The sequence below is a fragment of the Shewanella sp. SM20 genome (genome assembly GCF_025654545.1).
GTDB lineage: Bacteria > Pseudomonadota > Gammaproteobacteria > Enterobacterales > Shewanellaceae > Shewanella > Shewanella oncorhynchi.
The window spans coordinates 89,854-114,151 of sequence record NZ_JAKKRK010000007.1; the positions used below are offsets into that span (position 1 = coordinate 89,854).

The 24,298-nt window shown below is 43.0% G+C and carries 28 protein-coding genes and 1 pseudogene; 15 read left to right on the forward strand and 14 right to left on the reverse strand.

Features of this window, described 5'->3' with window-relative positions:
• Positions 1–9: 9 nt before the first annotated feature.
• Positions 10–720, forward strand: coding sequence for a pirin family protein (locus L5M18_RS04985; protein WP_263196104.1), 711 nt, complete (start codon positions 10–12; stop codon positions 718–720).
• A 234-nt stretch (positions 721–954) separates the two neighbouring features.
• Here the strand turns inward: L5M18_RS04985 and L5M18_RS04990 are convergent, their stop codons facing one another.
• The 5 genes from L5M18_RS04990 to L5M18_RS05010 all read right to left on the reverse strand — a co-directional run bounded on the left by L5M18_RS04990 (position 955) and on the right by L5M18_RS05010 (position 3,613).
• Positions 955–1,479, reverse strand: a complete 525-nt coding sequence (locus L5M18_RS04990; RefSeq protein ID WP_263196105.1) for a GNAT family N-acetyltransferase — start codon at positions 1,477–1,479, stop codon at positions 955–957.
• A 166-nt stretch (positions 1,480–1,645) separates the two neighbouring features.
• A complete protein-coding gene (locus tag L5M18_RS04995; RefSeq protein WP_219250966.1) occupies positions 1,646–2,167 on the reverse strand; it encodes a GNAT family N-acetyltransferase in 522 nt (173 codons plus the stop codon).
• 186 nt (positions 2,168–2,353) lie between these two features.
• Positions 2,354–2,656 carry an NrfJ gene (locus L5M18_RS05000; protein ID WP_263177099.1) on the reverse strand — a complete coding sequence of 101 codons (303 nt, stop codon included), beginning with the start codon at positions 2,654–2,656 and terminating at the stop codon, positions 2,354–2,356.
• 125 nt (positions 2,657–2,781) lie between these two features.
• The gene (locus L5M18_RS05005) at positions 2,782–2,991 is read right to left on the reverse strand and encodes a DUF3820 family protein (protein ID WP_263177100.1); all 210 of its coding nucleotides are present in this window, start codon (positions 2,989–2,991) and stop codon (positions 2,782–2,784) included.
• A gap of 151 nt (positions 2,992–3,142) precedes the next feature.
• Positions 3,143–3,613 (reverse strand): GNAT family N-acetyltransferase, encoded by a 471-nt coding sequence (locus L5M18_RS05010; protein ID WP_263196106.1) that lies wholly within the window; start codon positions 3,611–3,613, stop codon positions 3,143–3,145.
• A gap of 526 nt (positions 3,614–4,139) precedes the next feature.
• Here L5M18_RS05010 and L5M18_RS05015 point away from each other — a divergent pair.
• From L5M18_RS05015 to L5M18_RS05040, 6 genes are all read left to right on the forward strand, one after another.
• The gene (locus L5M18_RS05015; RefSeq protein ID WP_263196107.1) at positions 4,140–4,946 is read left to right on the forward strand and encodes a division plane positioning ATPase MipZ; all 807 of its coding nucleotides are present in this window, start codon (positions 4,140–4,142) and stop codon (positions 4,944–4,946) included.
• Positions 4,906–5,370: a CopG family transcriptional regulator gene (locus tag L5M18_RS05020; protein ID WP_263196109.1), complete on the forward strand. Its 465-nt coding sequence runs from the start codon at positions 4,906–4,908 to the stop codon at positions 5,368–5,370. The genes L5M18_RS05015 and L5M18_RS05020 overlap by 41 nt, the downstream gene beginning before the upstream one ends.
• 250 nt (positions 5,371–5,620) lie before the next feature.
• Positions 5,621–7,024, forward strand: a complete 1,404-nt coding sequence (locus tag L5M18_RS05025; RefSeq protein WP_263196123.1) for an ABC transporter substrate-binding protein — start codon at positions 5,621–5,623, stop codon at positions 7,022–7,024.
• Positions 7,011–8,750 (forward strand): GGDEF domain-containing protein, encoded by a 1,740-nt coding sequence (locus L5M18_RS05030; RefSeq protein WP_263196124.1) that lies wholly within the window; start codon positions 7,011–7,013, stop codon positions 8,748–8,750. Before L5M18_RS05025 ends, L5M18_RS05030 begins: the two co-directional genes overlap by 14 nt.
• A gap of 109 nt (positions 8,751–8,859) precedes the next feature.
• On the forward strand, positions 8,860–9,684 hold the full coding sequence (locus L5M18_RS05035) for a zinc-dependent peptidase (RefSeq protein ID WP_263177622.1): 825 nt from the start codon (positions 8,860–8,862) through the stop codon (positions 9,682–9,684).
• A 24-nt stretch (positions 9,685–9,708) separates the two neighbouring features.
• A complete protein-coding gene (locus L5M18_RS05040) occupies positions 9,709–10,257 on the forward strand; it encodes a nuclear transport factor 2 family protein (RefSeq protein WP_263191128.1) in 549 nt (182 codons plus the stop codon).
• Positions 10,258–10,354: 97 nt separating this feature from the next.
• Here the strand turns inward: L5M18_RS05040 and L5M18_RS05045 are convergent, their stop codons facing one another.
• Positions 10,355–11,830, reverse strand: coding sequence for an HDOD domain-containing protein (locus L5M18_RS05045; protein WP_263196110.1), 1,476 nt, complete (start codon positions 11,828–11,830; stop codon positions 10,355–10,357).
• Between the two features lie 194 nt (positions 11,831–12,024).
• Positions 12,025–13,038 carry a low-specificity L-threonine aldolase gene (ltaE, locus tag L5M18_RS05050; RefSeq protein ID WP_263196111.1) on the reverse strand — a complete coding sequence of 338 codons (1,014 nt, stop codon included), beginning with the start codon at positions 13,036–13,038 and terminating at the stop codon, positions 12,025–12,027.
• 343 nt (positions 13,039–13,381) lie between these two features.
• On the opposite strand from ltaE, the gene L5M18_RS05055 reads away from it, so the two are divergent.
• The 3 genes from L5M18_RS05055 (at position 13,382) to tpx (ending at position 15,549) form a co-directional block, all read left to right on the forward strand.
• Entirely contained in the window at positions 13,382–13,972 is a 591-nt protein-coding gene (locus L5M18_RS05055; protein WP_263196113.1) for an OmpA family protein, read from the forward strand.
• A 32-nt stretch (positions 13,973–14,004) separates the two neighbouring features.
• The gene (locus L5M18_RS05060) at positions 14,005–14,832 is read left to right on the forward strand and encodes a mechanosensitive ion channel family protein (RefSeq protein WP_028761273.1); all 828 of its coding nucleotides are present in this window, start codon (positions 14,005–14,007) and stop codon (positions 14,830–14,832) included.
• A 123-nt stretch (positions 14,833–14,955) separates the two neighbouring features.
• On the forward strand, positions 14,956–15,549 hold the full coding sequence (tpx, locus tag L5M18_RS05065; protein WP_105251878.1) for a thiol peroxidase: 594 nt from the start codon (positions 14,956–14,958) through the stop codon (positions 15,547–15,549).
• A 75-nt stretch (positions 15,550–15,624) separates the two neighbouring features.
• On the opposite strand, the gene L5M18_RS05070 is transcribed toward tpx, so the two are convergent.
• Together L5M18_RS05070 and L5M18_RS05075 are read right to left on the reverse strand one after the other, a co-directional pair.
• Positions 15,625–16,266, reverse strand: coding sequence for a trimeric intracellular cation channel family protein (locus L5M18_RS05070; RefSeq protein WP_028761275.1), 642 nt, complete (start codon positions 16,264–16,266; stop codon positions 15,625–15,627).
• A 361-nt stretch (positions 16,267–16,627) separates the two neighbouring features.
• Positions 16,628–17,188, reverse strand: a complete 561-nt coding sequence (locus tag L5M18_RS05075; protein WP_028761276.1) for a DUF4136 domain-containing protein — start codon at positions 17,186–17,188, stop codon at positions 16,628–16,630.
• 180 nt (positions 17,189–17,368) lie between these two features.
• Between L5M18_RS05075 and L5M18_RS05080 the strand changes: the two genes are divergently transcribed.
• The 4 genes from L5M18_RS05080 to ruvX all read left to right on the forward strand — a co-directional run bounded on the left by L5M18_RS05080 (position 17,369) and on the right by ruvX (position 19,279).
• Positions 17,369–17,686 (forward strand): hypothetical protein, encoded by a 318-nt coding sequence (locus L5M18_RS05080; RefSeq protein WP_263162154.1) that lies wholly within the window; start codon positions 17,369–17,371, stop codon positions 17,684–17,686.
• A gap of 178 nt (positions 17,687–17,864) precedes the next feature.
• Positions 17,865–18,194, forward strand: a complete 330-nt coding sequence (gene yciH / locus L5M18_RS05085; protein ID WP_028761277.1) for a stress response translation initiation inhibitor YciH — start codon at positions 17,865–17,867, stop codon at positions 18,192–18,194.
• 66 nt (positions 18,195–18,260) lie between these two features.
• Entirely contained in the window at positions 18,261–18,824 is a 564-nt protein-coding gene (locus L5M18_RS05090) for a YqgE/AlgH family protein (protein ID WP_263162149.1), read from the forward strand.
• A gap of 29 nt (positions 18,825–18,853) precedes the next feature.
• Positions 18,854–19,279, forward strand: a complete 426-nt coding sequence (gene ruvX / locus L5M18_RS05095) for a Holliday junction resolvase RuvX (RefSeq protein WP_028761279.1) — start codon at positions 18,854–18,856, stop codon at positions 19,277–19,279.
• Positions 19,280–19,364: 85 nt separating this feature from the next.
• Here ruvX and hemH read toward each other — a convergent pair whose 3' ends face one another.
• The 4 genes from hemH to L5M18_RS05115 form a co-directional block, all read right to left on the reverse strand.
• Positions 19,365–20,378 carry a ferrochelatase gene (gene hemH, locus L5M18_RS05100; RefSeq protein WP_263196114.1) on the reverse strand — a complete coding sequence of 338 codons (1,014 nt, stop codon included), beginning with the start codon at positions 20,376–20,378 and terminating at the stop codon, positions 19,365–19,367.
• Positions 20,379–20,410: 32 nt separating this feature from the next.
• Entirely contained in the window at positions 20,411–20,950 is a 540-nt protein-coding gene (locus L5M18_RS05105; protein ID WP_263196116.1) for a glutathione peroxidase, read from the reverse strand.
• A 187-nt stretch (positions 20,951–21,137) separates the two neighbouring features.
• Positions 21,138–22,250: a PilT/PilU family type 4a pilus ATPase gene (locus L5M18_RS05110; RefSeq protein ID WP_028761282.1), complete on the reverse strand. Its 1,113-nt coding sequence runs from the start codon at positions 22,248–22,250 to the stop codon at positions 21,138–21,140.
• A 9-nt stretch (positions 22,251–22,259) separates the two neighbouring features.
• Positions 22,260–23,297 carry a type IV pilus twitching motility protein PilT gene (locus L5M18_RS05115; RefSeq protein ID WP_006082517.1) on the reverse strand — a complete coding sequence of 346 codons (1,038 nt, stop codon included), beginning with the start codon at positions 23,295–23,297 and terminating at the stop codon, positions 22,260–22,262.
• Positions 23,298–23,332: 35 nt separating this feature from the next.
• On the opposite strand from L5M18_RS05115, the gene L5M18_RS05120 reads away from it, so the two are divergent.
• Positions 23,333–24,031, forward strand: a complete 699-nt coding sequence (locus L5M18_RS05120; RefSeq protein ID WP_263196118.1) for a YggS family pyridoxal phosphate-dependent enzyme — start codon at positions 23,333–23,335, stop codon at positions 24,029–24,031.
• Positions 24,032–24,072: 41 nt separating this feature from the next.
• On the opposite strand, the pseudogene L5M18_RS05125 reads toward L5M18_RS05120, so the two are convergent.
• Positions 24,073–24,298: pseudogene (locus tag L5M18_RS05125) on the reverse strand (ISAs1 family transposase); the annotation flags it as partial.

A 24,298-nucleotide genomic window follows, 5' to 3' on the forward strand; every position in this document is an offset into this window, starting at 1 on the left:
GGTAGCAAGATGATCACATTAAGAAAAGCACAGGATCGCGGTCAAGCTGACTTAGGCTGGCTAAAGAGTCAACATACCTTCTCTTTCTCTAGCTACTATGACCCAGAGCACATGGGGATATCATCCCTAAGAGTCATCAACGATGACAGAGTGGCACCCGGCGCAGGTTTTGATACCCATGGTCATAAAGACATGGAGATCATCAGTTACGTGATATCCGGCACTATCGCTCACAAGGATAGCTTCGGCAATATCAAAACCTTACCCGCAGGAGAGTTTCAATTGATGTCCGCAGGTAAAGGCATTTACCACAGCGAGTTTAATGCCTCTAAAACTGAGCCGCTGCACTTTTTACAGATTTGGATCCGCCCAGATACTTTAGGCATAGATGCGGGTTATCAGCAAAAGGCATTCGAGCAAAGCTCACCACTGACAGCCGTGGTGACGCCAAACGGTGAAAATGGCACGCTCAAAGTGCAACAAGATGCAACCCTATATCGTTTAATGTTGAGTGAAGGTGAAAAAGTAACGATGAGTAGAAACGCCGCTCAAGCAAATCGTCATCTGTATGTTCAATTGATTGAAGGTACGTTGGATATCAATGGCACAACACTCACGGCTGGGGACGGCGCACATCTGACACAACTCGCGAGTGTCGACTTTACTGCAACAAGCGGCCCAGTTACCGCATTAGTGTTCGATTTATCGCCTAATGCGTAATACAAGTGATTTAACAAAGCGATTCAGTAATTCAGCTTCACTATTTATTAGTTATTGGTTATTAGCAAGCAAACGATTGAGTAAGTGATTACATGCCAGCTTAATAAGCACTCACCGAGAAGCACTGCCACAAGTCATCTTTGGCAGTGTTTTTTATTGGCGCTTCTATGGCGATGTTATAAAGCCGTGCTAACGGCTTCGTTTAGCTACCAGAACAGCCCTTGATAAGCTGAGTTAGAGGGTGAGCGTCATGCTGAAGTTAACCAACACTTGAGCTTGACCCTGTGCTTTATCCGCCGCATTCAAAAAACGCTTATGTTCATTACGACGAATACTGCGAAATCCCTGTTTCTCAAAAAAAGGACGCGCGAGATAGGACGCTTCAACCGTTAATCGTTTCAGCGCTAAGATTTTAACTTCCTCAAACAACGCAAAATACAAAGAGGTAGCCACCCCAGAACGGGCATATTCTGGATGAACAAACAAACATTCCACTTCAGCAGCGGCTTCAACATCGCTGTCGGCGCCTATCTTAAGATTGATAAAACCCACCAGCATATTATCGGTTTCGGCAACCCAAATAGTGGTTCCCTGTAAGCGTTCAAGCCAATAACTCTCGCTGCGGGTCTCACCTTCAATATAAGCCCATGCAGAGCGCTCGGCGAAGGAGTAAAACTCACTAGAGCCTTGCATTACACTCGCCTCAAAGATTGCCGCCAACTGCGAGACATCCGATGGCGTAAATAGTCGAATCTTCATTCTCTGCCCTCCATCTTGAATCATTAATTGACTTAGATTAACCGAATTCTAATTTAAGCTAAACAGTGCTTATTTAGTTAAATAGTGTCACTAAACGGCGTTAAGCTAATGTTTTACTGTGGAATACCTTACATCACTTTCTAGCTGAAACCATAGTAAACGCGCGTTAAATATTCTTTCCTATATTCTTTTCCATGTAGAAACCGGGGATCACTTGCCCAAGTTTTTGCTGATAACTGCGCTGTATTTGAATAAATCCCATCCGAGTAAACAACCCTTTAGAGAGATAAGATGCGTCCAAGCTCAAGCGCACATAGCCTTGTGCCTTAGCCCAAGCTTCTAAAACAAGATAAGCGCGCTCACCTAATCCCTGCCCTTGATAATCTGGATGTATATATAAGCTATCTAAGTAACCTTGACGGGGGAAATGGGTTTCGACATTGATAAAACCGCAACAAACTGAAGAAGCAGTCGCTTCATCTATGGCTAAAACCACCCACGCCTTCGAGCGACGTAACCGTAAATCCCAATGTTTAGCCGATCTTGGCGCCGCAGACCAAGCCATAAGCTGCGCCTGCGCATAACGAACATGGGTAATGCTGTGCACGCAAAGGTGAAATAACTCACTCACTTCCCGTGCATAACATGATTGATAAGGCTGGATCTCGAACTGTTCAAACGCCATCACTTGAGTGATCCCCTGCTGAGTAATAACGGCTAGAAAAATAGCCGCTATTTTGCCGCCTTTGTCCCCATCGAGATAGTCACAAACTCAGATTTAGCGGCATTGAACGCTAAAAACAAAAACGGCCTCGAAAGTATCGAAGCCGTTGAATTAAAGAGGCGCACAGGTTAGCGCACTCGATACTGCTGACTATTTCTTATCGATTTGGCCAACAAATAACAGTTTATCAAAAGTGCGGTTCAAGGTTTTGCTGGTGAATTCGTTCATCCACATTTGCTCAACCACAGTCACTTTATCGCCTTTGCTCACTTCAGTTTGAGGACCCGCGGCCCAAAAAGTGGTATCAGCTTCTTTAATCTGTACGTAGGTGTAACCACCACCGTTCATCGTATCAACAACAGTACCTTCGTGGGTGACACCCTGAGCCCAAGCACTTGACATGCCTAACGCTAAAGTCGCTACTGCCGCTAATTTTACCCATTTTGCCATCATGCCTGCGTTCCTTTTGTTTTGCTAATATGCTGCATTAAAGCACGCTAAAAACAATAAATCGCTAATCTCTATCACGAAATACAACACTTATCGCAAAAGCAGTATTTTTCTTAAAAAAAGGGAACTCATTTCAACAGCGGTTTTAGCATGCCTTCTAAGCCATTAAGTTTGATTTCGTAAATTAGCGCTAATTGCTCACCAAGTTTCCCTTGAGGAAAACCTTGCTTATGGAACCACACCAGATAAGGTTCGGGTAATTCGAGCAACTTACGTCCAGCGTACTTACCAAAGGGCATTTTTTGATTAACAGCATCAATAAGGAGTTGCTGATCCATAGGTTGTTATCTCATACAGAACGTCACGATAATCCTACGGATGCTACAACATAAGCGAACGAATGTCGCCGTTAACTACGCAAAAGTAACTATATACCCAAGGGCAAAAATACGCGCTAGCTAACACCTAAAAGGCATTCTCACACGAATATTAAGCGATAATTTTTAACAGATTAGGCCCTAAGTTAGCGCAGGGAGCATACTGAAAACCATATTCACTACATAAGCGCTCATGCTCACCATGGGCGGTCATACTGACACAAGTTCCCGCACTCGCATGGTCATCAACAAAGGTCATCACCCGCTCAAGTATTATCTTTGCTAGCCCGTAGGATTGGTATTCGGGTAAGACAATAAAATCTTCAATCATCAAATGCCCGGGCTTGTTGCCATAAACACACGCCGTTGCCAATAGATTAGACTTAGCGGCCCCAGCGCCTGCATGTTCCAATTCAGTCTTGTCACTTAATCGAATAGAGACCCAGAACAATGCCTGTACATCCGCAAGTTCAACGCCAATAGAAGGGAGGCCAACTGTGGCCCGCAGATTAAGTAGTTCATGAAATAACGGTGCAGTTTCAACGAGTTCAAACTTAATAGGCATAATAGTTTTGATATCCATTTGGCATCCCTTCTCCATGGTTGAAATTTCAAGCGATTTAGACGTCAGTCTATAGAGATGATAAAGCCAGCATTTGGCAGTTTGATGACAAGTGCCTCACCAAACAAGACCACTTTCGACTGAGAAGCTGATAATTTACTCAGATCAGTTAATAACATTTAGAAATATAAAATTAACACTTGTACCAAGGAAGAAATAAAAAACTACACCCTAAGTCCTATGCACAGTTACCGATCACCACAAACAACCCTTTTAGCTGACGGATAACAGATAAAACAATTTAAAACCAATAAGATAAAAAAACATTTTTATAAATCCCTCGTCTCATCTTTTTTGTCAAATTAACGACATATGACCAGATACTGACAGAAAAACGCCTACGACAATTTAATTAAAAAACGTCAAAAATCAGCCAATTGACCGAGATTAACATTAGGTTTACATTCGATTTCGGACATCAATGCGGATAGCTCCAAACACATCAACTCGCTGCACAAGGGTCATCAAAAGAATTAAGGAATACGTCATGATAGTCTTAATCGGTGGAGAAAAAGGCGGCAGCGGTAAAAGTTGCTTGGCCCAAAATATAGCTGTATTTCTAACCACAGAATGTAGCGCCTCGGTCATTATGGTGGACTGCGATCCCCAGCGCACCACCTCTGATTGGATCCATGCAAGAAACAACAATCCGCAACTTGCCAGCATCAATTGCGTGCAGCTTTACGGTAAGATCCGTAATGACTTACTCAGTCTTGAGCAACACTATGATGTAGTCATAGTCGACTGCGGTGGGCAAGATAACCTAGCACTACGAGCAACCATGTCAGTCGCCTCTTACATTTTAATGCCCTTAAGACCTAAGCGCCGCGATTTAAAAACCGTATGTCACATGGACGATATCGTCGCGACGTGTAAGATGATTAATCCCAAGTTACAGGCTTCTTTTGTGATCACCCAATGTCCAAGTCTCCCCAATCAAGCTAACCGAATTTTAAAGGCCAAAGAAGTCTGTAAAACCTATGATATCCATGTCCTTGACGCGATAACATATTGCCGCAATGTTTATGATGACAGTGAAGAATCAGGATTATCGGTAATTGAAATCGAGTCCGCAGGAAAAGCAGCCGAAGAAATTCGCACTATCGCCTGCGAACTATTCCAAGTCGATTGTGCTGCCAGCTTAGCCAATCTCCTACATCCCGCGATACACGCTCAGGGAGTGAGTCAAATGCATCATCATTTGACCCATCAAACTCAATCCACTCACACGACTACTCAACGAAGGGGGCAAAATGGGACTCAGCGATCTCAAGAAAAACGCTATGTCATCTAGCAGCTTACAGCACTCGCTTTCGTTAGATGAGTTTATTGAGGCGGCAAACTTGTACGCAATGGGACAAAGTCTGAATAAGATAAAAAGCAATCTAGATCATAAAGCAGATGCAATTGTCACAAAAAACACAGGCTCACAGGCAAATCACATCACAACTGACATGGCCCAGAGCCATTCCAATGTGTTGAGCTTGCACAAACAAAGCCTAGAAACAAACGTATTATTCCCGGCAAAAGTAGAAACTAAAACACACTATCGCAAAGCAACATTTTCCCTCAGTGAAGCGGCTATAACCCATCTTGCTACACTGGCAGAAGAAAGCAGTATATCCAAATCAAAGCTGCTCCGACTCTTGATTGAACAACACTTCGACCTACCTATTACCTTGAGGCAATTACGAGAACAACAACGCCAAAACCGTTAACGATTCGCACTACTCCCACCCTTTTCCGGTAACTTAGCTAAGATCGAGTTACCGGCTTTTTGCTCAAAAAGTAAAAAAACACAATAAAAACCATCATAAAATCGCGGCATAAGTTCTGATCCCACCTATCCTTAAATATACATAATGCTGAATTAATGATATTAACTCAGAGTCAACACGTAACATTAAGGTGTTATTTTTGTTAAACCAGATCAGATTTATTTTTCTTTGTTTAACCGCAGCGATAATGATGCCCTGTTACGCAGAATTTTCATTGGCACAAATCCCGCCGCTAACAAACAAAACCCCCATTACTTTGGTCGCTGAAAAAGGATTTTGGACCGACTATTTAACCCAAGAAATGTTGCCTAAATTCACCGCTAAAACCGGCGTAAAAGTGCAGGTGGTCAGTACTGAATTAGAGGATATGTTTAACTTACAGACCCAGAATTTACTTCAAGGTTCAGGCAAATACGATTTACTCACAATGGAAGCGGGCTGGGCTAAAGAATGGGCTGCCAATGGTTATACAGTGCCCTTAATTGAACTCGCTAAACTGTACGATCCCGATGGCGAAAAGGCCATGGAGAAATACCTAGAACCCTATTACCCATCGCTACTTAACATCTTGTCCTATCAAGGTGAAATCCATGCTATTCCCTATAACAATTATGTTATGGGAAATCACTATCGAGCAGATCTCTTTGATAATAAAACTGAAAAAGCTCAGTTTCTGCGTCAGTTTGGCTATCCACTCGCACCAGCAAAAACCTTAACAGAGTTACGAGATCAAGCTCAGTTCTTCACTCGTAAAGCAGGCACTTTATTGGCGGATAAAATACTGACTCATGACTTTTACGGTCTAGCGCTAATGTCGGGTGATAAGCCCCATATTAACGATGAATTCTCTAGCATGATTTGGAGCTTAGGTGGCACTTGGATGCAGCCAGTCTATAACAGCCAGAAACAGATCTCCCATTTTGAAGTGCCTACCATCAACCATGAAGCCATTGAAGCGGCCAAGCAATATCGCGAATTAATGCCCTATGCCGTTCCCGCTAACGAGCAGTTTGCTTTCAATGAAGCAGCTAATGCTATTGCAACAGGTCAAGCGGCAATGTGGCCTTTTGCCTACAATAATCTGTGGTATAAATCCTTTAAAGTTGAACAGAACATTCTCGGCGCGCGTCTAGCCGTAAGCCAAGTGCCTGGCGGTTATCCCTACAATGGCGCTTATGCCTTTGCCGTTAGCTACGACAGCAAAAAACCTCAAGCTGCCTATTGGCTGCTCAAATATATGGGCACCTATGAGGCACAACATGCCTATGCTATGGGGGGGGGTAATCCCTGTCGTATGGATGTAGTAACAGCCCCAGAATTTAAAGATGAATCTTTAAGAGGTATAGCAGGCGCATTTGAGGCAAGCCACATAGCCAATATGTTTTGGTCTACTAAGGTCTTATCCTTTGGGCATTTCACCAGTACTGCCATGGGACAAATTTACCCTGAACTCAGCCACGCCTGTTTTAGCGCAAGCCGCAGACCCGCTAACAGTGAAGATATTTTCATTAAATTAAGTGCAGAGATAAAACACCTCCAAAATACCTATGGAGAGGTACCTGCTATTGACAAAGAAAATAATGCCAAGCACTAAACCACTGAAAAGTTTGAAACAAAAAATAACCTCAGCCTTCTATATCATAGTGGGCATGGCGCTATTAAATGGTGTTGTCGCCATACTACTGTCACAGCAACTCAAATCAGAAATTGAACACTTAGTCGGGGTAGATGTGGTAAAAGTCACCACTGCGCTGCAACTGGCAAAAAACAGTGAAAAACTACAAATCATTACTGCACGCTTGAATAATTATTATGATGAAAAACAAAGAACTAGCCTGTTAGGTGAACTTTCTACACAATGGGAATTACTCATCAATGACTCACGACTACTGGCCTCAATAGAAACTTCTACTGTCAATAAGCAAGAATTAAATCACGCCTTAGATACTCAACTGTATTACTTACAACAACTGCCATTGCTCAACACGTTAACCGATACTGCCTTACAAGCCAATTCACAGGCAGCCAATATTCAAGCCAACTTAACGTCAATGGCGTCGGGATTTAGCGATGAAATGCAAACCCAATTTCAGCGTATTAATACGGACTCTGAACGCCAGCTTAAGCTGAAAAACGTTGACCAGATTGCTTTAAATATCCATACCAACTATCAGCTATCTTTATTTAGTCATCTAGGAGAACACTTATTTACCCAGTTAACTCAAGTGAATATCATCGACAATCTGGTTGAACTAAACCAAACCCAAAGAGATGCTATGCGGCTGCTGTTAAGCATGGAGGCTATGCTTGATAGTATCGGTGGCGATAAAAACTTATATTTTAATTTGTTATCACAAATAAAACAGACCATGGTCGGTGAAGACAACCTCTTTGAACTTTCTCGCAAAGCGATTAGAAGCACTCATATCGCCAATGCACATTTAGAATACCAAGCAGATGCCGCACAAATCGTTGCGACCTATACGCAGGATCTCGTTAACCAAGTTGAAAATGAAATTCAGCAAACAGGCCGCGAACTTAAAAACGATAGCACCGCATTTATCGTATTGATTTTCTGCAGTGGCATCTTATATTGCTTCTTCATCTGGCTCACCAGTTGGCACTTTATCACTAAGGGAATCATCAAGCCTGTCATGGCGACTCGAGATGCAATGAATGCCATTGCCAATGAAAAACTCGACGCCAGAATGCCTGTCACTGATAACCTAGAGCTCCAGCAAATGGTGAGCTCCTTAGAGACATTAAAAAGCTATGCAGCTCAGGTTAAAGGCATGGCCGAAACCGACGGATTAACTGGCTGCTATAATCGCCGCTATTTAGATTTACAACTCCAAAAAGAATTAGAGTATGCAAGGGACCACAACATGCCCCTAGGTATAATTCTGTTTGATATTGATAATTTTAAACAATTTAACGACAGGTATGGTCATGTCGCAGGCGATCAATGTCTTAAGAAAATCGTTAATGCCACCAAATCGATCTTGAAACAACCCACTTACATGCTTGCCCGCTATGGCGGAGAGGAGTTCATGATAGTACTACCATCGAGCAATCTCGAGGAGGCATATCATTTTGCTGAAGTATTACGCAATAAAATCATCAGTTTAACAATACCACATGAAGACTCCCCCCATGACGGCATACTGACCATCAGCGCTGGTATTACTTGCTGGGAGCGATCACAACCTATGGATACGAATAGCTTAATTAATCAAGCTGATGAGGCTCTCTATCACGCCAAACTAACAGGTCGTAATCGTACAGAGACACGACTAAACCAACCAGTTCGCTATTCCTAACCATAAAATGCGGCGACTGTTCAGTTTCTTTTTTCAGCAGAGGATTGAGTTAAGCTAACTTCACCCCCATTAGCTAATACTAAGTTAATCAGGATTAAGTCAGGGAAGTATGCTCGCTATTGTTATCACGCTTATCCTAGGAATTGGCGCAATTACCTGGCTACTGTCGAGTCGTTGGCGCAGGACCTTACATCGTCGACGAGTCACGATGAAACCTTTTCCAAAAGAATGGCGCAGCATTCTCAAAAAAAGACTGCCTTACTTCCATGCTCTACCCGCAGATCTACAACTGCAACTCAAACGGCATATCCAAATTTTCATCGATGAAAAAGTCTTTATCGGCTGCGATAATTTTGAGATCACGGATGAAGTAAGAGTCACTATCGCGGCCCAAGCCTGTCTACTGCTACTCAATCGTAAAACCGACTTTTACCCCAAACTGAAACAGATTTTGGTCTATCCCGATGCCTTTATCGTCAATAATCAACATAAAGACACTAGCGGTATCGTGTGGGAACAACGCAATGTGCTGGCAGGGGAATCATGGGAATACGGTAAAGTTGTGCTCTCATGGAGAAATACTTTAGACGGCGCCGCCGATCCCCATGATGGTAATAATGTCGTAATCCATGAGTTTGCCCATCAGCTCGATCAAGAAGATGGCCAAGCCAATGGCGCACCCATTCTGCAACATTTTGCCGACTACAGCACTTGGTCTGAAGTGCTAAGTAGGGAATTTACCCAATTACAACACAGTGCAAATTTTGGCACCCCCTCATTATTTAATTATTATGGAGCGACTAATCCCGCTGAGTTTTTTGCCGTCATCACCGAAGTCTTTTTTGAGAAACCAGAGGATTTTTACCAACAACACCCAGACTTGTATAGAGAACTGAGCCGCTTTTATCAACTCGATCCGATAAACTGGCATTAACCCATAAAAGTAGAGGCACGTAAAATGCTCAAAGACACTCATGCATTCTCAGCTAAAGGTTCCAATATTAATCGCGCTACCTCGGGGTTACTGCTCAGTGCGTTAATGCTTGGCGGCCTTAATGTAAGCGTACAGGCGCAGGACTCGCCAACACAAAGCGCTCAAACGACTTCGAATCCTGATCAACAAGCGGCGGGTCACGTATTAGATTTACTCAACCAATATTCAAGCGATGCCAATTGGGATAAATACTTTGCCCTGTACCGAAAAGACGGCATTTTTATTGGCACGGATGCGAGTGAGCGTTGGGGAATGGCGGAATTTGAACGTTACTCGCGCCCCACAAAAGGTTGGCGCTATGATTTAACTGAGCGTCATTTAATCCAACACGGCAATGTCATATTGTTTGACGAGTTATTAAATAGTCCAGCCTATGGCGTCAGTCGAGGAACTGGCACTTTAATCAAAACCAATGGCAACTGGGAAATAGCGCAATACCATTTAAGCTTCCCCATTCCTAATGAGGTAGCTAAGCAAATAACTGCCGAGATTAAAGCCGCAAACAAACAATAGCGCAGCACTCCCAAAAATACGGTTTGAAAGAGTGCAATTTCGAAAGAATACAGCTTGAAATAAAATCACTTAAAAAGCAATCACTTAAGTTATGCCACTATCTCAAAGACACAGTAAAACACACATTCGCCAATTGGGAGAAGTGGATGAAACTTTGAAAATCCACGTCTTCAAATGCCCTTTCCGAAGGGCCCCTATCCGCGTAATAAAACCCGATCACTTTACTATCGACTAATAATGGCGCCAATAAAAAGCCTTGACGTGACACATGTCGCGCTTGTAATTCTTTACACTGCTCTTGCCATTTCTTAGAGCTAGGATCATCTACCCAAAGCGGTAACTTATGCTCCATCGCTTGGTAAAATAATCCCCGCCTATCGCTCAAATCGATAATAAACTCTTGCTTAATAGCATCTGCATCACGACCTAATATCACTCTAGGTTGAAGTTGTTTACGGCTTGGCGACAATAACAGCACGCCGCACCGGTCAACACCAACGCCCTCAAGTATACCTTCGAGAACCGTTTGCATGATTTGGTTAAAATCGGCTTTATTAATGGCGAAGCCTGTAAGTTCTCGTAGCTTAGCTAACTGAATATTCAAGTTAACTTGATAGACAGGCATATCTAACGGAATGGGAAGTGGAACAGGTTTAGCTGTGACCATACGCTTGGGATCAGGTAGATAGTCTAGCAACACCTTAGCACCATATACTTCAGCTAACTTATGGGTCGCATTCGCGCAGCGTTGCATCCGCACCATAAACTCATTTTCTTCTAGTCCAGTAAAACTCGCCGCTTGCGTGATACGTTTCCCTAATTCCTGCTTATCAAGATTAGGCTGAGATAAAATATCGCAGAGCTTATCCGCAATAAAAATAGACCGAATTTCAGGTCTTTGGTCTTCAGGATTATTAACTGCATGGACCAACAGTTCTCCCAATCCCCAATTGCGGGCAATACTTTGAGTTAATAGTGAAAAAGAAGTGCCGAGGGCTTCGCGGGTTATACTTCGTTCCTCTGCTGGCGTTGCACATTCACGCAGTTTTAGATCTAACTCTTCGGTGAATTCACCACCAATACTCCAAAAAGCACTCTCACCTATGTGATACAGTAAAGAGGCTATAAAAGCTTCCTCCTGCATTTCTTCGTCATAATGGCTCAACATCATCCGTGCAATCATGGCGGCTTGAAATGCTTTAGCCATCAACTTTATTAATCTTTGATATACGTTAGGTGCCAAATTTTTACTCTCTAACAAGCTTGAGAGTAACTTGGCTGTGATACAGATATTTCGCACCGCATCGAAACCAAGCACTATAGCCGCTCGGCTGACAGTAGAGATTTGGCTACTACCTTTATGGTAAATAGCGCTATTAGCAACTCGAAGAATACGAGAGGTTAAGGCGTTATCGTGCATCACGCTACGCCCGAGTAATGCGAGAGAGGAAACGTCATCCTTGGCGAGCTTTTCTAGCGATTTAACAGTCGAACACAGTGCTGGCATTTCCAATTCACTGATCCGATTTGTCCAATAATCGACCCCTTTATTAGTATTGTTATTAGGCTTCAACCTAAAGTTACCTTAGCGATATAATCTTGTTGTTTTTAGTATAGATAAACGCAAACATTTCGCCTGTTGTCTAAAGCTTGTTTTAGCAAATCATTCATTAATTGCTTAATAATTCAACATTAAGCAATACCTGCCTATAAAAATGCCCAAGACAAAGCTCGGGCATTTCAGTAAAACTGAAAATCAATCCACACTTAGGCTTTGAGGTACTGCTTAACAATACGCAACACTTTATCTATGTCCTGACGGCTGACATCTTTATGAGTCACAAGCCGAAGCGTACGCCCTGGGCTTATCAGGATGCCTTCCGCTCGACAGTGTTTAGCCAATAAGTTCGCATCAATATGGGATGCTAATGTAACAAATAGCATATTAGTTTGTACTGCGGCTAAATTGACCTCGAACTCACTGAATTCTGCCAACTGCCGAGCTAAGTACGCCGCATTGTCATGATCTTCACTAAGCCGTTGTACTTGCTCAGTTAAAGCAAGCTTACCCGCAGCGGCAAGTATCCCAGCTTGACGCATACCACCACCAAGCATTTTACGCCAACGAATGGCTTTCTTAATCAAGCGTTCATCACCTAAGAGTAATGAGCCGACTGGCGCACATAATCCTTTGGATAAACAAATCGACACTGAATCAAAGTGCGCCGTGATATCACTTATCGCGATATTCTGCGCCACCGCAGCATTGGCAACTCGCGCACCGTCTAAATGAATTTTTAATCCGCGATTAAAGGCTAATGCCTGCGCATCCGCCAAATAGCTTTGCGGGAGAACCTTACCGCCAATCGTATTCTCTAAACTAAGCAAACGAGTACGAGCAAAATGGATATCATCAGGCTTAATTGCGGCTTCAATGTCAGCTAATGCAATAGTACCATCTAATTGATTCATTAAAGGTTGAGGTTGAATGCTGCCTAGGACAGCAGCGCCGCCGCCCTCGAACTTATAATTGTGAGCCTGCTGACCGCACAGGTACTCATCACCACGATCACAATGGGCCATCAAAGCCAATAAATTTGCTTGAGTACCCGAACAGGTAAATAATGCACTTTCAAAGCCAAACATCTCCGCAGCCATATCCTGCAAACTATTTACCGTAGGGTCATCACCGTAAACATCATCACCCACTTCGGCTCTGGACATGGCTAACCGCATGGCTGCTGTTGGCTGGGTAACAGTATCACTGCGTAAATCTATCATCTTGTCCTCAACTTAAAGTTTGGTTGGCGCATAATGGGCTCAAGACTCTAGCGCTAAAGGCTTATTTTGTATAGTTTATCGTCATACTTGTCGACAAATTTACCGATGTAGAACCTCGCATATGCTTCAAGCAAGTATCGACATACTGACATCTACTAATAAAAACATAAATATACTCAAGATCTTGCCGATATCTATCTGTCGATGTATGGACGCTTGTACGCGTTTAGCTTGGCGAAAAGAGTCTTACTCGTTAGAATGCCACACTAAGATGGTCATGCTACAACAATGCGATCGCTTTAGTAATTTTGACTAATACTTATCGTTCAATAGGTGATTTATAGTGAAAAACTCCCAATCTCGATGGATTCAGCTAGCGCTTTTGCTATTAAGTTTAAGCCTAACATCACAGGTATTTGCTTGGTCTGACACTGACCGAGATGGCGTGCCAGATATCAAAGATGCCTGTCCTAACACAGAGCCAAATACATCTGTTATGGCTAATGGTTGTGTGGAAGAAGTCTCTGTGGAAATGACTGCATCACCAGTTTGCGATATGAGTCATTCAAATGCTGAGTTAAACACAGATTGTCATAATATTTCTGCAGCTATGGTGTATTTTGAATTTGCCATTGCTGAGGTTGACTTTTCTCAATGGAAAACTTTAGCCTTAGTAAAAGCATTCTTAGAAAAAAATGATGTTGAATTAACCTTAGTAGGTCACACAGATATCGTTGGTACACCAGAGTTTAATTATCAACTATCACTTCAACGGGCTCAAAATGTAAAACGTATTTTGGTTGAAGACTATGGCTTTAATCCAAATCGCTTTACCGTAATAGGTAAAGGTATATCTGAACCTGTAGCGGACAACCGTTCTAGCGAAGGGCGCAGTTTAAATCGACGAGTAGAATTTATCGTCAATAATAAATAGTTTTTGTTAGCGTATATTTAGGGAGTTATTCAATGGAAAACCTCGAAGGTTTATTAAAACAAGCACCAGATCTGATTGTGACTTATGGCTTAAAAACATTATTCGCCATTATCATCTTCTTTGTTGGTAAATACTTTGCGGGCGTAGCACAGAAGCTTGTTCGTAAATTACTTAACAGCCGTAAAGTTGATCCGACAGTCGTTTCATTTGTCGCAAACCTCGCTTGGGCAGTGGTATTTGTTTTCGCGGTTATTGCTACGTTAGGCCAAATTGGCGTACAAACCGCATCACTGGTAGCCGTTATCGGTGCTGCAGGTTTAGCAATAGGCTTAGCGCTACAAGGGTCTCTGTCTAATTTTGCATCGGGTGTGTTAATGGTGTTATTCCGCCCTTGCCGCGTAGGTGACTATATTGAAGCTGCAGGTATCGCCGGCACTGTTGATGAAATAACCATATTCTCAACCAAGCTTCGTACTCCTGATAATAAAGTTATCGTAGCGCCAAACTCATCTATCATGAATGGCACTATCACTAACTACTCAGCGATGGATAGTCGTCGTATCGATTTAGTGATTGGCGTATCTTATTCCGCCGATATCGCACTCACTAAAAAAGTATTGACCGATATTTTAGATAACAACCAGTATGTGTTAAAAGATCCAGCATATACAGTTGGACTTTCTGAATTGGCTAGCTCTTCAATCAATTTCGTGGTTCGTCCTTGGGTAAAAACATCTGATTATTGGACTGCACGTTTCCAACTGCTTGAGCAAATAAAAAATGCATTAGACGCTGCAGATATAGGTATTCCATTCCCACAAATGGATATCCATGTCAAAGAATTACCACTAAGCAAATAACAATTAGTGGATAAAAAAGGTCGGTAATTACCGACCTTTTTTTATGGTTCTACGCATCATTTTAGCGTACCTTAATGGACAGATATTAGCGAAGGCACAGATATTCATGTGTGAGGAAATCCAATGCAAAAATATGTTTCATTTTTAGCCGCAAGCTGTATTTATAGCCTAGTTCTGATGAGTCCCAATACACTCGCCAGTGAGAAAACACAGGTTTTAATGGGTGAAAAAACAGTCACCTTAGAAGGGAAAAGACCAAAATTGTCGCAAATGGCGCCAGGGTTTAAAGTCGTTGATGAGCATTTCACGCCAGTGATGCTAAGTGATTTTAAGGGTAAAACTGTACTGATAAGTGCCGTGCCAAGCCTAGATACAGGTGTTTGCGCACTGCAGACGAAGCGCTTCAACAGCGAAGTTGGCCATTTTTCCGATGACGTCATCATGCTAACGATCAGTACCGATTTACCCTTCGCACAGAAGCGTTTCTGTAAAGTGGAAAACGTAGATAAAATCAAAGTGCTATCAGATAGCGTGTGGCGTGATTTTGGTGAAAAGTATGGTTTGTTAATTCAAGATTACGGCTTGCTGGCTAGAGCCATTTTCATCATAGATGCAGAAGGTAAGCTCCAATACCAAGAGTTAGTACCAAACATCACAGAGCATCCTAACTATGATGCAGCGCTTGAAGCCTTGAAAACCCTTCAAGCCCAGCAGTAATTCACAGCTAAAAACAGGGCAGCCTTAGCTGCCCTTTTGTTTAACGGTTCTATTTCTACGATTTGGTTTTACGATTTAATGTGTATGCTGATCGCCACTGGATTGGTAGTCAAAGGTTGGCATAGACCAATGATATCGCAGCGCCAACATCCGTAAGCTAAAACCAACGCTTAAACAAATAACCAGATTAATCCATTCCGTTAACTGATAGGCTTTTAAGACGATATACAAGCCTGCCGTCAGTAGTGAAATCACCGCATAGAGTTCTTTCTTAAAAATCAAAGGCACTTGGTTACACAGAATATCGCGGATAACGCCACCAAAGACACCTGTGACCAATCCCATGACTACGGCAATTGTTGGGCTAAATCCCAGCATTAACGTCTTTTGTGCGCCCACGATGGAGAATACCGCTAAGCCTAAGGCATCAATAGCCAAAAATAACTTAGACAGATAACGCATCACAGGGGCGATAGCGACAGTGAGCAAAGAAGCGAATGCAATCGCAATAAGGTAATGCACATGCTCAACCCAAATTAAGGGGTAATTTCCGAGCATCATATCCCTTAGTGTACCGCCACCAATTGCCGTTGCGCAGCCAATGATCACCACACCAAACAAATCCATCTGCTTGCGGCCAGCCGCCAGAGCGCCCGTCATCGCCTCGGCAATAATCCCAATCAGCCAAAGTAATCCAATAATCTGCGTCTCATGCATCTTTGCTACTACCAACAACTCAAAGAATTGATTCTGCCTGATAACCTCTCAGTTCTATAATGATTTTATTTTGAATTCATCATTAGAAAAATTAATTCATCATCTTATTAATAATCTGATGCAGACTCCTATTACATTATTAATGTTATAGGATAAATATTATACAAAATAGTCAGTTATAAAAATGTTACCTTCACATTGTCATCTATGAAAATAGAATTTTTAATAAGTATTAATAACGTAAATCCAATCAGATGATAAATAACTGCAGATCATCTAATCGAATGGGCAAAACGCATAAAAATCAGCCACAAAAAAGCGGCCCTCAGGCCGCTTAATGTTCATTCAAACTGAATCAGAACTACTTAGTGTCAGGCTTAGGTGGATAATTTGCCATTACACTGCCCACTGCTTGATTGATGATCTGTACTCTTTCTTCTGGGGTATTTTTGTCGCGAATGGTATCGGCAACAGAACCACGCCAGATCAGTTTAGTGGTTTTATTATCAACCAAATCAATAATCAGGGTACCGACTTCATATTCTCTTACTGTGGTTTGGGTCTGCATATTGCCGCCCCAACCCCATCCTGGACCATAGTATGGGTTGTAGCCAAAATTACTATTGAAGGTATCAACATTAATCTTCTTATCAACTTTGGTCAGATAATTAACAAGTACATCAGCATCTTTTGCATCAACTAATGTCATCCCCTTACTCGCTAACTGGCTATTCACCGCTTCTCTGACCCGTTGGTCCATCAAGCCATCTAGATGATATCCAGCAGAATCCGTTTTCTGAGCAACCCAAGCATAGGTTTTATATTGGGTAAAATTGGCGCTAGGATCAAAATCCCAACCTGACTTCATCGAACTACAGGCACTGAGTGCCAACACAGCTAATGCTACAAAAATATTTTTCATCTTAATTTCCTCAGATGTTCGACCCGAACAAAGACAAGTATCAGAGATATGAATTTAGCTTACAGAGCAATAGCCTAATCTACAACTCAATTGATTAAAAAGCGGCATCTCATTCAGCTTGACTTCAGCAAAACCAAAGATGATAATGATTATCAATTAAGATTTAAAGGGGGTATTGAAATGTACTGGTTTATTAGCGCGTTTATGGTTGCATCTGCCATTTTTTTCCTTGCACCAGAAAAAATTTCTCTCGAAGCGAATAACGCCAAAATAAAACGTCACTTGCCTACCAGTTTACTGATATTACCCCTCCTAGTCCTTGGCTGGTTGGTTATTGATACCATTGCTAATGGCACTAACTATGCCACAGTCGCCGCATTTGGTTTTGTGACTACCGCCTGCTTAATTGCGTTACCTAAGCTGCATAAATTTATTATGCCCAGCGCCTTACTGACTGCAGTAGCGCTGATCGTCATGGTCTTTATGCGCATAAATTAAAACGGCTGATAACGCTCCCTTTTTCAAAAATATGCTTACTTCCCTGCAAAGAGTTAGCATTTTGTTCAGACCACTTAAGGATAATCCTCAAGTGGTCTTTTTTTACCTCCCAGAACCCCTGCAAATTTGATAAACTGAACGGGTATAAGTCATCTTTTAACACCAATGAATGAAATCTATGAAAGCAGATCCTAATGTATCCTTAGTGTACAGCACCGACAAAGGCCGTATAAATGCAGAGCCCGCCACTAAAGCGATTCCTGAATCCGATGGCATAGTCAGGATCCACAGAGACAGTAAAGGCCGCAAAGGTAAAGGCGTTTCGATTATCTCAGGGTTAGGTCTCGATGAAGCAGCGTTAAAAGCAATGGCACAAACCCTTAAGAAACAATGTGGTTGTGGTGGTACGGTTAAAGATTTCACTATTGAGGTCCAAACGGACAACCGCGAGCAATTAAAGCTATTACTTGAGAAACAAAACTACAAAGTTAAATTAGCTGGCGGTTAATCTCGCCCGACTTAGTAATATAGCAGCAAGCTAGATCAACTTAGCCACATCAAACGGAGTAGTTTAATGGAGAGTTTGCAGAACCATTTCTTAATTGCCATGCCCTCACTACACGGTACGTTTTTTGAACGCTCAGTCATTTATATCTGTGAACATGATGCCAAAGGCGCCATGGGGCTGGTGATCAATAAACCGCTCGGTATCGAAGTTAATTCGCTATTAGAACAAATGGATTTGCCAGCTGAGCAAGTCTCCACGGATTTAGTGCTAAATACCAATGTCATGATGGGCGGCCCCGTCTCCCAAGATCGCGGCTTTGTGCTGCATACCTCTCAGCCCTATTGGGCCAATAGCACAGATCTGGGTTGTGGTTTAATGCTAACCACTTCCCGTGATGTGTTAACCGCGATTGGAAGCAACAGATCGCCCGAGAAGTTTCTCGTCGCATTAGGTTATGCAGGGTGGAGTAAAGATCAGCTCGAACAAGAGCTTGCCGATAATTCTTGGCTCACAATTCCAGCAACGAATGCGCTCTTGTTTGACATTAAACACGAAGACCGTTGGCCACAGGCCAGTCGTGCTCTCGGATTTGATGCTTGGCAAGTTTCAGCTCAAGCGGGTCACGCTTAAGCCTATTTATTAATATAAGTCCGCATACTATGAATTCGAAAACCGTATTAGGCTTTGATTTTGGCACTAAGAGCATTGGTGTGGCTATAGGCCAAGAGATCACTGCCAGCGCCACACCATTATTATCACTCAAGGCCGTCGATGGTATCCCAAATTGGGATCAGATAGGCGACTTAATCAAAGAGTGGCAACCTGACTTAGTCGTCGTTGGTCTGCCTTTAAACATGGATGGCACAGAGCAAGATATGACCCACAGGGCGCGTAAATTTGCTAATCGCATCAATGCTAAGTTCAAAGTCAAAATAGCCACTCAAGATGAGCGATTAACTACCACTGATGCTAAGGCCAGATTATTCGAATTGGGCGGGTTTAAGGCACTGACCAAAGGTCAAGTCGATGCGGTGTCTGCCGTCCTTATCATCGAAAGTTACTTCGAAAATAACTTCAGCAAGTAATGCCACAATAAATAAAACTACAAAAAAGAAAAGGATAAGTTGCCTTATCCTTTTAGTTTGATGTTTAACCCGATAAATTAACGGATCAAAAATGTGGCTTCACTAAGTTGGCCATCATAGTAATGTGTGCATCATCATCGTTTAGTGCAGCGATGTAACGGAACTTCTCACCACCCGCCTCGGCAAAGAGATGACCATTCTCACCAACAATTTCTTCCAGCGTTTCTAAACAATCAGCGCTAAAAGCTGGGCAGACGATAGCAATATCACGCACGCCTTGTTGCGGCAACGCTTTCAAAGTCGCATCGGTATAAGGTTGTAGCCATTTGGCTTTACCGAAACGCGATTGGAAAGTCATGACAAACTCATCTTTACCTAACCCAAGCTTTTCGGTGACAAGTCGAGTCGTTTTCATACAAAAGCAGTAATAAGGATCGCCTAAATGCAAATTACGCTCAGGCATACCATGGTAAGACAACACCAATTTTTGCGGTTTACCATGGGCTTCAAAATCAGCCGTGATCGAATTAGCTAACGCGTTAATAAAGTCAGCATTGTCATGATAAGTATTAATAAAATGCAGTGCTGGAATATAGCGCCACTTGGACAACTCAGCCGCAATCGCATCAAATGCAGAACCTGTGGTTGGGGCCGCATATTGGGGATACAGAGGTAACACCACGATTTTATCTATGCCATTTTGATGCATAGTCTGCAAGGTGCTAGCAACCGACGGATTACCGTAACGCATTGCTAAATGCACAGAAACATCATGGTTATCAGCTTTAAGCTTATCCGCTAACTTTGCCGTTTGACGCAAACTAATGTCCATTAACGGTGAACCTGCCGCAGTCCATACCTTTTGGTATAATGCTGCCGATTTTGCTGGCCGTACCCGTAAAATAATCCCGTGTAAAATCAACATCCACACTAGCTTAGGGATCTCGACGACTCGGGGATCTGCTAAAAACTCTGCAAGATAACGTCTAACAGCAGATGCTGTGGGTTCATCTGGAGTACCTAAATTCAACAACAACACGCCTACTTTGCCGCGCTGCCCGTGTCCAACTTCTTTGGATAAGCCTGAAAATTTAGCCAAAACAGCCTCTTAATTAATAAATATTCGTAAGATTAAAGTACAGATTCTATCGCTTGCTTAAGCTCTTCACTATCTGGCTTTACTTTAGAATTGAACTGTTGCACAACCGCACCATCACCGCTGACGACATACTTATAAAAATTCCACTTAGGCGCACCGGTTTTTTCGGCTAAGTATTTGAAGACACTATTAACGTCACTACCACGTACTGGCGATGTCGACAGCATAGTAAAGGTGACACCGTAATTGATGTAACACACCTTAGCCGTATCTTTCTCATCATTTTCTTCTTGGAAAAAATCATCCGATGGGAAACCAATGACCACTAAGCCTTTATCTTTGTAGTTTTCATGCAATGTTTCGAGCGCTTTAAACTGCGGGGTGTAACCACAGTTACTGGCCGTGTTAACAATCAACACTGGTTTTCCCTGAGTCAATTCACACAGATTAACCGTCTCTTCAGAATGTAATTTTCGTACTTCAAGGTTCAGATACTCGGGACAAGTGGCCGCCATAGCGCCAACACTCATCAAGCTCGCTGTCATAGCGAATATCATGGGTAATTTTTTCATTGCTTTCTCCTTTACCGGTACATTACGTAAACATACTGGGTAAAGATCATATTGAATTAAAAAATAAAAGCTATGGTTAACGACTGCATAGCGATGAAGTAAAACCGATTGAGCTGAACGAAAATCTAACGACACCAACAAAAAGCAGCCCATAAAGAGCTGCCTAACCCAGAATCTAACTATCGAGTTAGTCCATGTCTAAGGTGACACCTTCCATAAAACCTGAGCCCGTGGATTCTTTATTCTGCAATTTAATCATCAAACGTAAATCGTTTGGTGAATCAGCATGGTGCAGCGCATCGGCGTAACTAATCTCGCCATCGACATAAAGTTTCAGCAAGGCCTGATCAAACGTCTGCATACCCTGCTCGTTGGATTTTGCCATGGTTTCTTTGAGTAAATGCAGCTCGTTCTTCGCAATTAAACTCGCCACCCTTGGGGTGTTAATCAATACTTCAATCGCGGCTCGACGCCCTGTGCCATCAACTTTAGGGATCAATTGTTGCGCCACAATACCGCGTAAATTCAATGATAAATCGAACAATAACTGTTGATGCTTACTCTCAGGCACGAGATGCATAATCCGGTCTAACGCTTGGTTGGCGTTGTTGGCATGCAAGGTTGCCATACAAAGGTGACCCGTCTCCGCAAATGACAGCGCAAACTCCATCGTCTCTTGGGTACGGATTTCACCAATCAAGATCACATCGGGAGCTTGGCGAAGGGAGCTTTTTAGCGCCGCATCGAAAGATTCAGTATCTATGCCCACTTCACGCTGGGTGATAATGCTTTTTCTGTGGTCATGAACGAATTCAACCGGATCTTCAATAGTCAAAATATGCCCACGAGCATGACCATTGCGATAACCCACCAAGGCCGCCAAGGACGTTGACTTACCCGTTCCCGTTCCGCCTACCATAATGATGAGGCCACGTTTACTCATCACCAGATCTTTTAGAATAGGCGGCAATTTTAAATCATCGACATCAGGGATTTTAGTCTCAATACGGCGCATCACGCAGCCAGGCGATTCACGCTGCCAAAAAGCGCTCACCCGAAAACGACCTAAATCCTTTGCCGCAAAAGCGAAGTTACACTCACGAGTGGAATGAAACTCTTGCTTCTGAGCCTCAGTCATTAACGACTCAACAAAATCCAGGGATTGTGCTGGTGTAAACGCACTTTCTGCCAAGGGACGCAATTCACCGTCAATCTTGGCACTCGGCGGAAAACCCGCTGTGATGAACAAGTCGGAGGCTTTGCGTTCCACTATCACTTTTAAAAACGGACGAACATCCATCATAAATCCTTAAAATGTCGCTTGTTTATTCGAACTTTTCGCCATTGCATCTTCACGAGTGATAAGACCGCGATTGACTAAGTTCTGTAAACATTGCTCTAAGGTCTGCATTCCATGGGCCATACCTGTTTGAATTGCCGAATACATCTGCGCCACTTTGTCTTCACGAATTAAGTTGCGGATAGCGGGCGTGCCCATCATGATTTCATGGGCGGCGACACGGCCTCCTCCCACCTTTTTAATCAGGGTTTGCGAAATAACCGCTTGCAGCGATTCAGACAACATAGTGCGCACCATGTCTTTTTCACCGGCGGGGAATACGTCGACCACACGGTCAATCGTTTTCGCGGCAGAAGTAGTATGCAAGGTACCAAACACTAAGTGGCCTGTTTCAGCGGCGGTCATAGCCAAACGGATGGTCTCAAGGTCACGCATCTCACCGACTAAAATCACGTCTGGGTCTTCACGCAGTGCACTTCTAAGCGCCGCATTAAAGCTGTGGGTATGGCGGTGAACTTCACGTTGGTTAATCAAACATTGCTTATTTTGGTGAACGAATTCGATAGGATCTTCAATGGTTAAGATATGATCATGTCGATTTTCATTCACGTAATCCACCATGGCGGCAAGTGTGGTACTCTTACCGGACCCCGTAGGTCCAGTCACTAGCACCAATCCGCGAGGGAAACTGGCAATTTTTTTAAAAATTTCCGGCGCACCTAATTGCTCAAGTGACAAAATGTCACTTGGTATGGTACGAAACACAGCCGCTGCACCACGGGATTGATTGAATGCGTTAACACGAAAGCGTGCAAGATTAGGGACTTCGAACGAGAAATCGATTTCTAAATGTTCTTCGTAGTCCTTGCGCTGCTTATCATTCATTATGTCGTACACTAAGCTGTGTACACCTTGATGATCGAGCGCGGGCAGGTTAATTTTTCTCACTTCACCGTCAACACGGATCATGGGAGATATCCCTGCAGAAAGGTGTAGATCCGAGGCTTTGTGTTTTACACTAAATGCCAATAACTCAGTGATTTCCATCGTTTGGGATATCCTTGCAACTAGATAATTACATCATGACAACAATAGCAGACAGACTCGCAATCGCCCAGCGCAGGATCACACAAGCAGCGCAAAAATGTGCCCGCCACCCCAGCAGTATTCGCTTACTTGCCGTCAGCAAGACTAAACCTATTGAAGACATTATAGCAGCCTACCAAGCGGGTCAGCGTTGCTTTGGCGAAAACTATGTCCAAGAAGGCGCTGAAAAAATTACTGCGCTCAAGGGGGATTTCCCGGACATAGAATGGCATTTTATCGGCCCACTCCAATCCAATAAAACCAGCATAGTCGCCCAGCATTTCGATTGGATGCATACCCTCTCACGCGACAAAATTGCCCTACGTCTCAATGAGCAACGTCCGGCCGAATTGGCGCCATTAAACGTCTGTATTCAAATTAATATCAGTGCTGAAGACACAAAATCTGGCATAGATGCGGCTCAAATGCTGCCACTGGCCGAACTGATAACTCAGCTACCTAACTTAGCACTGAGGGGCCTAATGGCAATTCCAACGGCTACCGCAGATATAGAGTTACAGCTTAAAGAGTTTTCCATGTTAAACAATCTATTTCAAGAACTTAAATCGTATTATCCCGCTGTAGATACGCTTTCAATGGGGATGAGCAATGACTTAGATACAGCGATTAGCTGTGGTTCAACTATGGTGCGTATTGGCAGTGCCATTTTTGGTGAGCGCAATTACGCTGTGTAAAATCACGTTAGGCATTTAGTTCAGGGTGAGATTACGAGTGGTCATTTAATAACCACACTCATGCCGGCTTCAAGCACCGCATCCAAATAAGCCTCATTCATCAATGCCTGACGCTGCTTTCTTCTGATACTCATTTTTCGCTTCTCAGCGCGTAACATATTCAAACCAAAGTGTCGCATCGTGGCAAGATTAGTCGCTGCATTACCACGGTATATCTGGCACGCATCCTCACCTAAACTCACATCCAGCACCCAGTGCAACTGGTTT